At 45.7% G+C, this 14,248-nt stretch carries 14 protein-coding genes; 6 read left to right on the top strand and 8 right to left on the bottom strand.

The genetic code is table 11. From position 1 onward, the window contains the following. Positions 1–27: 27 nt before the first annotated feature. The 4 genes from HW988_RS17305 to HW988_RS17290 all read right to left on the bottom strand — a co-directional run bounded on the left by HW988_RS17305 (position 28) and on the right by HW988_RS17290 (position 4,091). Positions 28–225: a hypothetical protein gene (locus HW988_RS17305; RefSeq protein ID WP_181605388.1), complete on the bottom strand. Its 198-nt coding sequence runs from the start codon at positions 223–225 to the stop codon at positions 28–30. A gap of 1 nt (position 226) precedes the next feature. Beyond that, a complete protein-coding gene (locus HW988_RS17300; RefSeq protein WP_142701696.1) occupies positions 227–1,600 on the bottom strand; it encodes an HAD-IG family 5'-nucleotidase in 1,374 nt (457 codons plus the stop codon). Positions 1,601–1,605: 5 nt separating this feature from the next. Beyond that, complete coding sequence (locus HW988_RS17295; protein ID WP_181605387.1) at positions 1,606–1,971, bottom strand: rhodanese-like domain-containing protein; 366 nt, start codon at positions 1,969–1,971, stop codon at positions 1,606–1,608. 131 nt (positions 1,972–2,102) lie between these two features. Further along, a complete protein-coding gene (locus tag HW988_RS17290; protein ID WP_181605386.1) occupies positions 2,103–4,091 on the bottom strand; it encodes a M13 family metallopeptidase in 1,989 nt (662 codons plus the stop codon). 101 nt (positions 4,092–4,192) lie between these two features. Here HW988_RS17290 and HW988_RS17285 point away from each other — a divergent pair, with 101 nt between their 5' ends. From HW988_RS17285 to HW988_RS17270, 4 genes are all read left to right on the top strand, one after another. Further along, positions 4,193–5,434: a PIF1 family ATP-dependent DNA helicase gene (locus HW988_RS17285; RefSeq protein WP_181605385.1), complete on the top strand. Its 1,242-nt coding sequence runs from the start codon at positions 4,193–4,195 to the stop codon at positions 5,432–5,434. A 265-nt stretch (positions 5,435–5,699) separates the two neighbouring features. Next, a complete protein-coding gene (gene ribD, locus HW988_RS17280; RefSeq protein WP_181605384.1) occupies positions 5,700–6,887 on the top strand; it encodes a bifunctional diaminohydroxyphosphoribosylaminopyrimidine deaminase/5-amino-6-(5-phosphoribosylamino)uracil reductase RibD in 1,188 nt (395 codons plus the stop codon). Then, the gene (locus HW988_RS19265) at positions 6,887–7,291 is read left to right on the top strand and encodes a PspC domain-containing protein (RefSeq protein WP_181605383.1); all 405 of its coding nucleotides are present in this window, start codon (positions 6,887–6,889) and stop codon (positions 7,289–7,291) included. Before ribD ends, HW988_RS19265 begins: the two co-directional genes overlap by 1 nt. 24 nt (positions 7,292–7,315) lie before the next feature. Beyond that, positions 7,316–7,732, top strand: coding sequence for a hypothetical protein (locus HW988_RS17270; RefSeq protein WP_181605382.1), 417 nt, complete (start codon positions 7,316–7,318; stop codon positions 7,730–7,732). A gap of 14 nt (positions 7,733–7,746) precedes the next feature. Here HW988_RS17270 and HW988_RS17265 read toward each other — a convergent pair whose 3' ends face one another. The 4 genes from HW988_RS17265 to rfaD are packed head-to-tail and all read right to left on the bottom strand — an operon-like array spanning position 7,747 to position 11,851. Beyond that, positions 7,747–8,298 (bottom strand): DUF4337 domain-containing protein, encoded by a 552-nt coding sequence (locus HW988_RS17265; protein WP_181605381.1) that lies wholly within the window; start codon positions 8,296–8,298, stop codon positions 7,747–7,749. 43 nt (positions 8,299–8,341) lie between these two features. Further along, positions 8,342–9,127: an RNA methyltransferase gene (locus HW988_RS17260; RefSeq protein WP_181605380.1), complete on the bottom strand. Its 786-nt coding sequence runs from the start codon at positions 9,125–9,127 to the stop codon at positions 8,342–8,344. Further along, positions 9,128–10,870 (bottom strand): aromatic amino acid hydroxylase, encoded by a 1,743-nt coding sequence (locus HW988_RS17255; protein ID WP_181605379.1) that lies wholly within the window; start codon positions 10,868–10,870, stop codon positions 9,128–9,130. It lies immediately after the preceding gene. Positions 10,871–10,882: 12 nt separating this feature from the next. Then, the gene (gene rfaD, locus HW988_RS17250) at positions 10,883–11,851 is read right to left on the bottom strand and encodes an ADP-glyceromanno-heptose 6-epimerase (protein WP_181605378.1); all 969 of its coding nucleotides are present in this window, start codon (positions 11,849–11,851) and stop codon (positions 10,883–10,885) included. Between the two features lie 279 nt (positions 11,852–12,130). Here rfaD and HW988_RS17245 point away from each other — a divergent pair, with 279 nt between their 5' ends. Both HW988_RS17245 and HW988_RS17240 read left to right on the top strand, forming a co-directional pair. Then, positions 12,131–13,585, top strand: a complete 1,455-nt coding sequence (locus tag HW988_RS17245) for a S41 family peptidase (RefSeq protein WP_255490098.1) — start codon at positions 12,131–12,133, stop codon at positions 13,583–13,585. Beyond that, a complete protein-coding gene (locus HW988_RS17240; RefSeq protein WP_181605377.1) occupies positions 13,585–14,226 on the top strand; it encodes an alpha/beta hydrolase in 642 nt (213 codons plus the stop codon). Before HW988_RS17245 ends, HW988_RS17240 begins: the two co-directional genes overlap by 1 nt. Positions 14,227–14,248 lie beyond the last annotated feature (22 nt).

The raw sequence follows: 14,248 nt of genomic DNA, 5'->3' as shown, positions 1-14,248 counted from the left end.
GGTCCTAGAACCCGGTTTTTTTATTTTCTACTGATGTGAACTGTTTGGTTCAGTCGGTGGCGGAGGAGGGGGTAAATTCGTTGGGAACGTATTCGCCGGAGCTCCACAGGCTGCTGCATCGATCGCTGGAGCCGTGTGGCAATGCACAGAACGTTTTCCCAGGCTAAAAGCAACGGCCGCTACAACAATCAAACCTAAAATCCAAAGTGCGTTGGTCTTATTCATATTAGTAAATCTCGTGGGCTAGTGGTCTGCGTGGTGCGCGGAAGTAAGTTCTTGGAGACAGCTCCAAAAGATCCGCCAATTTTTCCATATATACGCAAGCGTAACGATCCAACTGGTAAGCGAAATAGCTTTCCTCGTTACCAGCTCTCATCAATTGACCCCAGTTCGCATTGTACAGCGCCTGTTGTTTTTTGATGTGAGAACTAATCTGGCCATCGATCTCTGAAATACTTTTTTGCAGAGTTTCGATTTGGGCTTCGTTCACGTCAGCCGCTTTTTCAATTTTACGAGTCATGATTTCAGTCAACTCGTCTTCAAACGGCTCTTTCTTTTTCATCAAGGTCTCGATTTCGGCGTTGATTGGCTCCGCTTGTCGGTTCTTTTCGACTTCAGAATCCAGCTCTTCGATCACCATCGCTGTTCTCCAGTTACAATCCTTTTTCAAACGAAGGATGTCGCCATAGATATGGTCACCGATGTAAAGGATATCATCACCGTTCAAATCAAGGTCCGCTGTGAACTTCTTAGCATTACCACCTTGGTAAATGCCTGGAGTCAGCTTGCCTTCCATGTTTGTCATGGAGCCGTCAGCTGGGTTCACGCGCAGATATTTTTGATTTTCATAGAAGAACTTAGGCTTGGAAGCGAAAGTAATCGTGACTTCAAAAAGATCCTGCCATGATTTGAAATCTTTCAGGAACGGTTGAACCGCATAGTCCAAAAGCAATTTCGTGTAATGGAAATCAGAGTTCGTAAGAACAAAGATTTTTTTCCCGTGACGACGGAACTTTTCCAGGCCCGCAACCAATCCGGGATCTTTAATGATGTAATGATCCAAGTTCTTTTTAACTTCATCTTTCAATGAGCCATCACGGTGAGCCTCATCCAAAGCATCCAAAACGTCGTCAGCAATCTGAACATATTCTGGATATTTGTTGGCTGTGTCGGTGTCTTTCAATTCGACGATCTGGCCAATAAGGTTCGCCAATGAAATGGAGAACGATGTATCGACAGCCAAATAGTCCGTGTTCGAAAGATCGATGTAAGTCGATTTATAAAGTTTTTGATGAGTTTTGAAATCAAGTGGTTTCAAACCATGGTAGCTTGCACGGATCGCCGTGTAGCGGTTCAATTTCAAAAGATTTCCCATCTTACGGTCGATCACAAGTCCGCGGATCGCGAAGTTATAATCAAACGTCAGCTTGCGAAGAGTTTCGGGGTAACCACGTTTAACCAATTTATCGATCATCGTAGTATGAGAAAGTCGTTCGAAGTTTTCGGAGTTATAACGAACCAACGTATGGTCCATATCAACACCGATGTAGCGAATCTTTTTAAGATTCAATGTTCTGTTAACAAATACTTTTCCTGGCATAATTCTTATCTTTCAACAGGCAGTTGCAATTCATTCCAATGAAGCATTCCGCCTAGCATATTAAATACGTGTGTGAATCCATTCATCTTCGCAAAAGCAGTGGCGCGAGCTGAGCGGGCTCCGCTGCGACAGATGAACACAATTGTTTGGTCTTTCGGAAGGTCTTCCAAATGATCTGGAAGAGTGTCGAGCACTAACAACTGGGAACCTGGGACGTGGCCAAGCTCGCCAGTGTATTCATCAGGCTGACGAACATCGATCATTTTTACTTTGGACATGTTTTGATGAAGTTCCTGTGGAGCAATGTCGTGAACATCTTCAAAATTAGGATTGTCTGTTTTTGATGTGAAATCGTAAACCTTCACTGTCATCGTAAAAGCCCTCCTGGAGCCAAGAGTATTACAATAACAGCGAAGCTAGATACCTTCAAGGGATGCCCCCTGACATATGAGGAATTCTGAAGTTTTCCTCGACAAGGGGCGGTAGCCGGTGTGCGTACAGTTTACCAGATTTTAACTCTATCAGACTCAGGTAGGGTCATTTTATCGCCTGGTTTGCATTGGAAAGCTTCTGCAAACCCGGCCTGATGTTTTACCTGCTCATTAATGCGAGCAATTCCTGAAGAGTGCGGGTCCGTTTTTCTTTGAAGTTTCTCAAAGTCAGGGCGAGCGACTGTACACCACAAGCGTCCATAAGCGGTAAAGAAAGTCTTTTTGTCTTCCAGGCTGCCTTTATTTCCCGGGAAAGCGGCATTATAAGCGAACGTCAATCCAACCAAATCCGCCACGTTTTCACCCAATGTCAGTTTTCCGTCGTGATCAATTTTATTAAATTGATCAACCATGCGCTCGCCGCGTTTGGAGAACTCTTCCAGGTCCTTATCTTTCATCCATTCTTTCAAGGCACCAGCAGAGTCAAATTTGGAGCCTTTGTCGTCAATGCCGTGACCCAATTCATGACCGATCACTGCACCCACCGCACCCAGGTTTTCTGTGATGCTGCCGTCTTTGTTGTAGAACGGATACTGCAAAATACCGATCGGCAAAACGAATTTGTTTTCCGTTGGGCTATAATACGCATTGACGGTCAATGGTCCCATGCCCCAAGCGTCTTTATTGTTGGGTTCAGTCAGCTCGTGCAACATTTTGCTGTAGTTGGCTTCGGCCAAAAGACGATCATTCACCATCATATCTGTTTGGGAATAATGGCGCAGGGGAGTGAAATCCCATTCGCGATCGTTGTGTGGTTTCACCAATTGCAAGCGAGCTGTTTTGATCTTTTTAATCGCTTCTTTCTTGGCGTCTTTAGAAAGCCATTTGTTATTTTCCAATCCTTCCAGGATGCTTGAACGGATTTTCGTTCCGATTTCCTGAACCTTGGCTTCATCGAAATTCGGGAATAGTTTTTCGATCAAAGCAGCATCAAGTTCTTTATCAAAATTACCCATGATTTCTTCAGTACAACGCTCTTGGCGTACCGGGCGAGTTTCCGGTCCACCGAAGTACTTTTTGTTAAAGGCGAAACGCTGTTCATAGAACTTTGTGTAACCATCATCCAGATATTGATATACGGACTTTCTTAATGCGACGTCTTTCCAAACAGCCAAAGGACGCTTGGCAATTTCCGTATTTACAAAGTCAGTTCCTTCAAATAGTGGCACAGAAACCAAAGCTGTTTTCGGTGCTTTCTTGAACAGAATATCCAATTTCAGGTTGGGATATTTTTTTACAACTTCGTCTTGAGTGCTGACGTGTCTTTCAGAAAAACGTTCACGACGCTTCGCTGGAGTTGGATAAACTTTCGCGAAGTCTTTTTCCACTTCAATCACAGCTTTGGCGCGGTCTTCGGCTTTTCCGTCTTTGCCTTTGGGATCGACATTTTTAAAGAATGCTGTTAAAAGTTTCTGATAGTCCTTCATCAATTCCGGTTGATCATAGTATTTTTGATCCGGAAGACCCATCAAGTTACCAAACAGACCCACGTTCAATTTGTTTGAATCGTCTGGATCAGGATAGCTCCACATATTCGCCAGGGAGAATTGTCCACCTTTGGATTGTTGCTGGTTCAGATACGTAACTAGGTCTTCCCAGGATTCGATACCCTGCAAAGATTTTTGCACGCGCTTAACTTCGTCTTTTTCTGCCTTCGCGCGGGATTTGGGATCCATGCACGACATATAGAAATTGCGAAGTTGTTGAGTGCGCTCATTCAAATCTTTTGCCTTAGGCAAGTCCGCCATGAATTTCTTTTTTGTTTCCAAAAGTCTTTCAGCAGAGTCGCTGAACGCGAAATCATGATAGCTGCGATCCGCACGAAGCTTGAAAGATTCCTTCACGTTTGAGCACACGTAGCCTTCGAAATTGTCACAAGGATTGATCGAAGTATTTACGGGGAATTCACGTTTTTCGGGGATTTCAGAAGATGGTTTTGCAGCGAAGGAGAACTGAGCTGTTAGACTCGCTGCCATCAAAATCAACAATGAGCGATTCATATGAGTCCTTTCAAATGATGCTTGAATATTTCATGACCCTTTGCCTTGAAAGGCAACACAATCTTGCTATTGCCCATACCTCGGTGGCATGATCCTTTTTTATGACAAAAAACCCTGTGGAACTTTCACCCGAACAAGCTGATGCTCTGGAACTTTTAAGATCCGGAGAGAACGTTTTTTTGACGGGCGGAGCTGGCAGCGGCAAAAGTTTTTTAATTCGTCAGTTCATGCGCGAACTGGACCCAAAGGCCATGCCGATTCTGGCCAGTACCGGAGCGGCAGCAGTTCTATTGGGTGGCCGAACTTTCCACAGTTTTTTTGGTTTGGGTATCATGGAAGGTGGTCCCGATTCGACATATCAGCGCGCCTCCAAAGATAATAAATTGATGGCAAGACTTCGTAAAGTCGAGGGCGTGATTATTGATGAAATTTCGATGATTCCTGGCCAAGCATTGATGATAGCAGAGGCACTTTCACAAAAGGCCCGCGAGTCCAGTTTGCCTTGGGGAGGAATGCGTATCATCGCCGTTGGAGATTTCGCGCAATTGCCTCCGGTTACCCAAAAGGGTCCACGTGATTGGTGTTTTTTAAATCCGGTGTGGCAGCAAACCGGTTTTCAATCGGTCATGCTTTCTCATAACCAGCGTGTTTCTGATAATCTGTTTTTGGATGTGCTAAGTGATGTTCGCCACGGCCTGGTGACCGAGCGCGTGCGTGATTTTCTGAATGAACATCTGCGTGATCATGATCAAGACGATCCCGGCACAAGATTGTTTCCGCGAAAAGCGGATGCTGATGATTTCAATCAAAGAAAACTCAGCGAGATCAACGAAGAAGAAGTTACGATTGACTCGATCTATTTTGGCTCTGAAAAACACGTCGATATTTTGATGAAGTCAGCACCGGTGCCGGTAAAACTTGTTTTGAAATTGGGCTGCCGGGTGATGTTTTTGCAAAATGATCCGCAAAAACGTTGGGTCAACGGAACTCGGGGAGTGGTGACTGATATTGCTGCCGATGAAATCACGATCAAAAAGGATGGTGGTCGCGAAGTAACTGCGGATAAAGTTTCTTTTGCTTTGCAGGATGCGGAAGGCAATGTGATGGCACAGGTGATTCAATTTCCTCTGACGCTGGCTTACGCAACGACGATTCACAAAAGCCAAGGTGCGACTTTGGATGACTTGTGGTGTAACTTGAGTCGTCTGTGGGAGCCTGGGCAAGCTTATGTGGCCCTGTCCCGATTAAAATCTGCACAAGGTTTGCATTTGATTGGCTGGAATCCCAGATCGATCATCGTGGATCCCAAAGTTTTGGAATTTTACAAGAAATTAGAAGCTTAATAGATCCACATCAGATCTCGTAACATGCCGATAGCAAATAGAATCGCCAGAGAGTTTACCGCCATCATAATGTAATACCAGACAGGCTCTTCCTTCTTCTTGGTTTTACTGCTCATGATGCTAATCCCCCCGATATAAATAAATATCGGTTAATTTTTATAAATTCTTTCGGGTTTATTTGTTAAAAATCGTTAAAATCCTCCGATTGAAATCGCCTCATTTTGAGACTAAGCTGGGAGCCGCAAATTCAAGCGGGAGAAGCCCCATGGAACTAATTAGCAGTCTTACTACACCCGTTCGTGGAACGCCTATGACCGTCGATGCGGCAATGGCATTAGCCATAAGTGAGGCATACAAAGGTGGGCCCCGTGTTAGCCCTAATCCACTTGTAGGATGTGTTGTGTTGGATGCGCGGGGAGGCTTTATTTCTGCCGGCCATCACGAGTTTTACGGCGGCCCTCATGCGGAAGTGAACGCGGTAAAAAACCTCTCTCACGAAGATATTAAAGGTGCCCATGTTATCGTGACGTTGGAGCCTTGTGCTCACGAAGGTAAAACACCGTCTTGTGCAAAGATGCTTGCAAAACTTCCCATCAAGCGAGTCACGTTTGGATTGATTGATCCAAATCCTTTGGTCGCCGGGCAAGGTGCCGAGATTCTGCGCCAAGTGGGAATTGAAGCGGATCTTTATCAAGCCGATGACTTGAAGTTGGATCAGGAAATGCGCATTAAACTTGAAGAAGTCTGCGAAGCCTTTTTGTGGAATTTCCGTCACAAGAAAGTCTTTGTCGCTTTAAAAATGGCAAGCTCCCTGGATGGACAAGTGGCTCTGCGCTCGGGCGAAAGTCAGTGGATTACGGGTTCTGAATCCCGTGAGTATGTTCACTATTTGCGGGCTTGTTATGATGGTTTGTTAGTCGGTAAAGGGACGATCGAGTTCGATAACCCCTCCCTCAATATCCGTCATCCCCAAATTGATAAGAAAAATAAAGTCGTTGTCATCGACGGCGAGGCCGATCTGTTAGCAAAATATCCAGAACTTAAAGTCAGTGCGGAGCATGATTCCCAGAACGTGTTCTGGTGCGTGTCCGAGGAGCTGAAGGAGGAAACTCAAAAGAAAGCTCAAAATCTTTCCAAGGTTCCGCAGTTGGTTTTTGTAAAAACCAAAGTCGGCGGTGATCTGGATTTGGAAGATCTTTTGGCTCAGCTTTACAAACTGGGCTTCAGATCCATATTGGTTGAAGGCGGCGCTTTAACCGCCAGCAGCTTCGTGCAAAGTGATTTGGTAAATCGGATTTATATGTTCCAGGCTCCCATCATTATGGGCAGTGGGGGTTCTAAATCTTGGACAGAAACAGTTCGCATCGAAACCATGAAGGATAAGATCTTTATTCAACATCCAAGTTATAAAACCTTCGGAAATGACTTTATGATCACGGGGAGAATTCAATAATGGAAACTATGGCAGCCGGATCTCCGAATATTAAATATCGCTGGACCCGAGCTTCAGACGGAGCTTTGGCCGGGGTTTGCAAAGGTCTAGCTCAGGCTTTTGAAATTGAAACGTGGATGCTTCGCGTCATTTGGCTGGTCGCTATCCTTTGGTTCGGCTCCGGGGTGCTCTTATATTTGACCCTATGGTATGCGCTGCCTCGCGTCGACAGACTGGACTATGCTCTAGATAGAAAGGTTCTAGGCGTCTGTGCTAGGATAGCTAAGAGATACGCACTCGAGGTGGGAGTGGTAAGAACCACGGCTCTCCTCTTTTTGTACGTCACTTTCGGAGCTGCGATCTTGGTTTATGGGCTTTGTTACTTCTTAATTCCTGAAGGCCCTAAACCTGCAAAGTCGCCCTAAGGGCGCAGGAGTATTTTTAGATATATGGGTGATGACAGTAATAGGTCGATGGTAAGTTCCCTTAAAAATGAGTGGGCTTTATTTTGGGAAGCCTTCCACGGTGACGAAGAAGTCACTGAAGTAACCAAAAGCGCTTTTGAAAACGGAAAATTAGAAGTTTTAAGTCTGAACCAGGTTCGTGAAATCACGAAAGCCTTGATCCAAGACAGAAAACGCATCAACCAAAAGCTTGAAACATTAACTAAAGAAATCGATTTAAACTCGGCAAAGCTTGAAAGCTTACGCCTGGTCGGAGCGGAAGAAACTGAAACCATGGGTCGTATTCACGAATTGAATGACATGGGTCAAGCCTTCGCAATCGCGCTCCAAAAGCTGGACGAACAACTTCGCGCCGTACGCGACAAAGAAGTTGAGATTCAAGAAGAAGAAGCGGGCATGTAGCCCGCTTTTTTTATTTATCTGATGAACAAGAACGAAATAAACAGAATCAAACCCAGTAATCCCGAACCTGATCCCATATAAAAGAAGAACTTTTTACGAGTCAAAACTCCGATCGCTATGATCGCGATCGCCACCTGAAAAAACGTCACGGCCATAGCCAGGCGTTCGTGTTGGTGAAGTTTAAGCTCGCTGATCTCTTCTTTCTCTTTGGCGTCTTCCGAGATCTTTTCTTGGTCTTCTTTGTACTTTTCAATCTTGGCTTTGATTGCTTCAAGCTTAGCCGCGTCGTTTTGCTGAGTGTTCATTTCCAAGCGGAACTCTTGCAAGGCGCCTTTGATGCCTTTGGCTTGATAGTAAGACCACTGATCCGATGACTTGATCTGTTCGATCATCGCTTCATTGGAATAGTGACCCGCCAGCAAAGCGCAGATCGCCGCGCACACAGCCAGGATTGCAGAAAGCACAGCACTTAAATTAATCAAGCTGTTGCCGCCGTCACCTTCGTGAAGGGCATGATGTTGAATATGTTCTTGAGTTTGTTCTAGTGGGACTTCGATTTCATCCATGGCACTTATCCTAGCACCATGTATGAATTAACAAAAGTTAAGATTAGCGTTCGCGGTTTTTAAATTCTTTCCATTCGCGGAGTTTGCGGATGGATTGTTGCAGAACCGTTTCCAGGATCACGAGCTCTTTTTTAGTCGGCGTGTTTTGCAAAAACATACGACGAAGGACAGTGAAGGCATTGATCTTACGTTGTTTCGAAAGATCAAAACCCATTTCTTCAATCCACGTTTTTAAGGTTTTCTCAGGATCGATCCCTTGAATGCCTTGAGGGGCTCTGCGTTTTTTGCCGCCATCCAGTTTCGTACGGTTGCCGCCCCAAGCTTTACGCAAAGAGAACATGCCTAGCAAGGTTGCTTGTGCCAAATTCAAGCTCCAGTTTTCACCAAAAGTCGGTAAGCACGCGCAGTGGTTTGCGAACTCAAGGTCTTCACCTGCAAGGCCCCAGTCTTCGGGACCAAAGATCAAGTGAACGGTATAGGGCTCGTCGGATTCATGCTGAAATTGGGGAGCATTGGCTTTTACATCGGCCAGAACGTCATCGATATCGCGAACCTGACGACCTTTGCCATCACGGGCAGTGAAAGCAATCTTGATGCTTTCAGGTTCATTGGCCATGAATTCATCCCAGGATTGATAAGTCGTACGGTTTTGAAGGCCTGTTTGACCTGTCGCTGCCGTTTGCTGAGCTTCGTAGGTCAATTCGCACTGAGGTGCGATCATGATCAACTTTTCAACACCCATGTTGCTCATAGCACGAGAAGTGGCGCCGACATTTCTCTCATAAATCGTGCGCACTAAAACAATGCGCACTTCGAAGGGACGTTTCATTTACAGATTTCCTGATAAAGCAATTCCGTCGTGGATAAGATTTTTAGTAGTTTCATCTTTGCTGGCCAAACCCTGAAGATCCTTTTCAAGTTTTGCCAACAAAGCCGAGTTGCTCAAACGAGCTTTGGTCAATTCCAAAGCCTCCAGGCGAAGCAACCAATCTTGTGGGAAGTCCTTATCATGGTTTGCCAAAAGTTCGGATAAAGATTTTTCAAGCTCTGCAGCCTGGATATTCTTTTCACGAAGTTCTCTTAAACGACCGTACTGTGTGTGCAGTTTAAGCTCTTCGGGCCGGTAATGGGGAGCTGGGACACGTTTTGCGACGAAGTCTTCGGTTTCACCGTAAGCTTCACGGTCCGCCGGGCCACCAAAGACTGAAGTTACTTTAGCACCCAAAGCCATATCGTACTGACCCCATGAAGGATCAAACAGGATGCGGCCCTGGAATTCAGCTTTCGCATCAGTTAAAGTAAGCAAAATAGTTTTGCCATCAACCACTGTCATGCCTTTTACAGTCCCCGTTACAACGACTCCGGAAACAAACTCTAAGCGAGACTTGCTGCCGATCTCGACACCGATATCTGCCCATTCCGTGCGAGTCAGATCGGAGGGGTCTTTCGCAGGATAAGTCTTCAAGAAACCAACCGGAGTGCCAAAACCATGCAAGTGGTAAGACTTGTCGTGACCCGGAAGCTGTTTATCTTTGAACGAAAGTTGCGAAGGACCTTGCAGGCGAAGGTATGCCACATTTTGCGCGGAATCCGTGATCGCTTCAATGATTTGACCAGAAATTTGAATGCCTGAGGAAAGTTCTGCAGAATTCACCGATTGAGCTTCAATCGCTTTATTCAAACCTGGCAAACCACCCAAGCGGAAAGCCATCTGGTCAGCCATTTCATTCAGAACACGCACCAAAGTTTTAAAATCAGGAGTTACAAACAATTGTGGTTGTTGTTCCGTGATGTCGTAACCTTGCTTGATGCAATCAACTGACAGAGGGATCTTTTTAACGGTCGGTTGCAAGCAAGCCTGCGACTCACCTTTGCTGGAAAGCAGTCCAGCTCCGAAAATTTTTGGATTATCCAAAGTACCGATCAAGCCGTACTCTGCCGTCCACCAATTCATGCGACCCAGCTCTGCAGCTTCAGATACGTGAGTGGTATTTTTGCTGACGGTCTCAAGCTTTTGCTCTGCCGCTTTGATTTGTGCAGCAGTGGAGCCTGGATTTTCTTTTAAGTCAGATAATTCGCGAATCGCCTCGTACATATCGAGGTCTTCTTTGCTTAGAATCGCTTTCTTCGCGACCTGAGCATATTGACGAAGGTATTCCGCAAATTCTGGCTGAATCAAAATCGGTGCATGTCCCGCAGCTTCATGAACGATGTCAGGAGCTGGCGTGTAAAGAAGGTGATCGATGCTTCTCATGTCAGAGGCAATCGGAAGAACACCCAGGGATTGCAATTCCATGAATGCCGCTGGCGGAATAAATCCACTCACAGGCAAAGCTCTCCAGCCGAATTCTTTCAATTTGTTACTGATTTCTTCGATGCGAGGAATACGTTCAACGGAAATACCTGTTTTGCTTAAACCCTCGACGTAACTTTCGTGGGCATGTTTGGACAAATAGGATTTTAGCTGGCGCAGGATATAGCGCCAGACTGCTTGATCAATCGGAGTGTACTTTTCATAGTGCTGCTCAACGACGTATTTTCTAAGGTGCGGTGGTAAAAAGTCCGTCTCCATGACATTGCTTTCTTATAACAAGGGGTCTTCTTGGCTTAGATAATTCTTAATGTAATCATCTACAGCTTTTTCCAGAGGCCATTTCGGAGCGCTCATTCCAGCTTGGTTCCATTTATCCGTTTTGGCTTCAGTGTAGTACTGATACTGTCCACGGATATTTTCTGGCATCTCGATCCAGTTTATTTTCATCTCTTTACCCATCGCTGTGAAGGTGGCTTTTGCCAAATCCAACCAGGTACGAGGCTTGCCGAAGCCCATGTTGTAGATGCCGCTTGTTGGTTTTTTCTCCATCAACTCAGCCATCCAGCCCGTTACGTCCTTGACGTAAACGAAGTCACGCATGAATTCGCCATCTTTGTATTCAGGGTTAGCAGATTTAAATAGTCCCAGAACACCAGTTTCTTTGATTTGGTTGTGCGCTTTGAAAACGATGCTCGCCATGCCTTCTTTTTCGTATTCGTTCGGACCGAAGACGTTAAAGAATTTAAGACCGTACCAGTGGGCCGGAGTTTGCGTCTGCTTCAGAGCCCAACGGTCAAACAACACTTTGGACTCTCCATACAGGTTCAATGGTTTTAATTTTTCAGGATCCGTCGTGTCGTCAAAACCCAACTCGCCGGCACCATAAGTGGCAGCGCTGGAAGCATAGATCATGCTTTTTTGGTTTTTCGTACACCATTCGAAAATGCGTTGCGTGTAGTTCGTGTTATTTTCCCAAAGGAAGTCTTTGTTGGTTTCCGTTGTGGAAGAACAAGCTCCCATGTGGATGATCCAAGTGACTTTCTTTTTGGCTTCGTCGGTTTCAAGGAAAGACCAAAGATCGTCCTTCTTAAGAAATTTACTGTAAACGCGCTTACGAAGAAGGTTGCGTTTTTGAAGATCGACCGTATCCACGGCGATGATATCGGAGAACCCTTTTTCGTTGAGTTGCCATACCATCACGCTGCCAATAAATCCGTTTGCACCAGTTACAATAATCATAGTGAATTCACCCTATTACAGCCCTTTGGGATACACAAGAAAAAGCCCTTGTGGAAGCTCTGTCCAAACCTGCAAATAGTTCAAAAATACCGCCCTAAAATGCAACCAATTGGAGCTGAGGCGGCATGGACGTTGCTTTGGTGAATCCCATTCGTACCTGTCGGGAGGCATGGGGTGTTATTGAGCTCACGTCGATTTTTCTTAGCATCATTGAGTGTAGCGGTCCTTGGGGGGAGCCTCCTGTGGACGCGTCACCACCATGCGCCGTCGGTTCCGGCAGTGAAATCTACGGATAGCTACTGGGCTGATACGGGTCTGGAGCCCGCCGCATTAGAAGACCTTTTGGACTCAACAACATGCTCCAGTTCTGAACGCTATTTCCTGGCATGTGCCAACGCGATCATCGCGGTGGCCAACCGTTACAACGTGACGGTCGATCAACAGGGCAATGTGCTTCCGGCACACGATGGATTTATCCAGGATCTTTCCACTGAAAAGAAACAATTGGCTGTATGGAAACAGTTTTTTAACCAGAACACCGCTGAGGCGACGCGCTTTTCATTCATCAAGGTTTGGGAAAAAATCGAGGCCAAATACATCTCTTCCTCGCAAAAATCATTGATGGTAGGAGTGGGGCTGAATGGTTTTATTTCCGTATTCCGTGATCCCCATACGTACTTGATGCCGGTAGCGATGTTTAAAGAAGTCGTTTCCCGTGCGGATAACAGGATGACAACAGCGGGTGTGCAAGTCGGCCGTTTAAATGGCAACTATGCGATTCGCAAAGTTTTGCCTGGCAGTGCCGCGGATCGTGCGGGTCTTAAGCGTGGCGATATTCTTTTGGAAATCGATGGCAAGCCGGTTCACCCTTTGTTGCAAGCCCGTGTGATGGAAATGTTAAAGGGTGAGGAAGGTACGAAAGTATCTTTGCTGGTTTCCCGTGATGGCGAAACGATTCGTAAAAAATTGGAGCGCACTGAAATCGTCGTTTCCACATTAACAACTCAAGTGATCGAAGGTATCAAACCGATCGCCGTGATTGGTTTAAATAAATTCGCCAAAGGTTCCTGCGATAAAATGAAGGAAGCCTTAGAAGTCGTGAACAAAGCCCACGTACGTGGCTTGTTGTTCGACTTGCGTGACAATCCAGGTGGACAAATGGAAGAGGCCGCTTGTATCGCGAGCCTTTTCGTGGGTGGCGATAAAAAGATCTTCGACATTCGTTATTTGGATCCATCTAAAAAAGCAGAAGAATACTTTGGTGGCGAGCCTAAGATTTTTGATAAACCCGTGGCCGTCCTGATTAATGCAGGTTCTGCAAGTGCAGCAGAGATCGTGGCTGGAGCTTTACGTGATTTGAATCGCGCGATTTTAGTAGGCGAAAGAACATTCGGTAAGGGTTCATTCCAAGAGGGTGAATACTGGACACAGAATAAGAAAATCGCATTGTTTGAAACAAAAGGATTCTATTACCTGCCATCGGGTCGGTCTCCGCAGATGAAGGGTTTGTCTCCGGATGTGGCCGTGAACTTTGATAAGATCTCTGTGGATCGTGAAGAAGATCAATTCGTGAATCCATTGATGGCTCCCGAGCGCCATGTGCGTTCGTTGAAAAATCTAATTTCCAGCAAGGACTGCTTGGATACAGAAGACGGCGCAGTGAACGAGGACGTTCAGCTGAAAAAAGCTCGTCAGATTTTATTCTGTTCTAAAGCGATTGCTGGAGTGAACTAATGATTACCACTGATTTGTTTAAGCACAAGTTTATCCCTGCGAAAAAGAAGTCTGATTACTTGATGATCGTATTGCACGGTCGTGGCGACAGCATTCGTCCGTTTCGTCAATTCGACGACGAGTTGAATATTCCAGAAATGAATTACCTGTTGTTGAATGCTCCACGCAAATTTATGACGGGATACACTTGGTACGGAGAGCCTCCGTATCAAGCAAATGGCGTTCTGAAAATCCGCGAAAAGCTGTTCACTCTTTTAAATGAACTGGAAAACCAGGGTTGGAAGAGCGAGAATATTTTCTTCTTTGGCTTTTCCCAAGGTTGCCTGATCAGTGCCGATATCGGTTTGAACTATCCTAAGAAATTAGGTGGTGTGGTTGGTATCAGTGGGTATTTTAACTTTTATCCTCGCTGGAAAAACAATCTGGCAGATGATTCCAAGAAAACGCCATGGATGTTCACTCACGGTCATGCGGATGATATTTTGCCACTTCCTGAAACCAAGTACGGCGTTGAGAAATTGAAATCTGCGGGCCTTAAAGTGGAGTGGGTCGAGATGGAAAAGAAACACACCCTGGAAGTCGAAGAGTACCCATTAATCAGAAAATGGGTACGTAACCAACTGTCCACGCTGGGCAGATAAGTTTATTCTGCGTTGCGCGTAG

This window comes from Bdellovibrio sp. KM01 (genome assembly GCF_013752535.1).
Lineage (GTDB): Bacteria > Bdellovibrionota > Bdellovibrionia > Bdellovibrionales > Bdellovibrionaceae > Bdellovibrio.
This window is presented reverse-complemented; position numbering and strand designations above follow the sequence as displayed.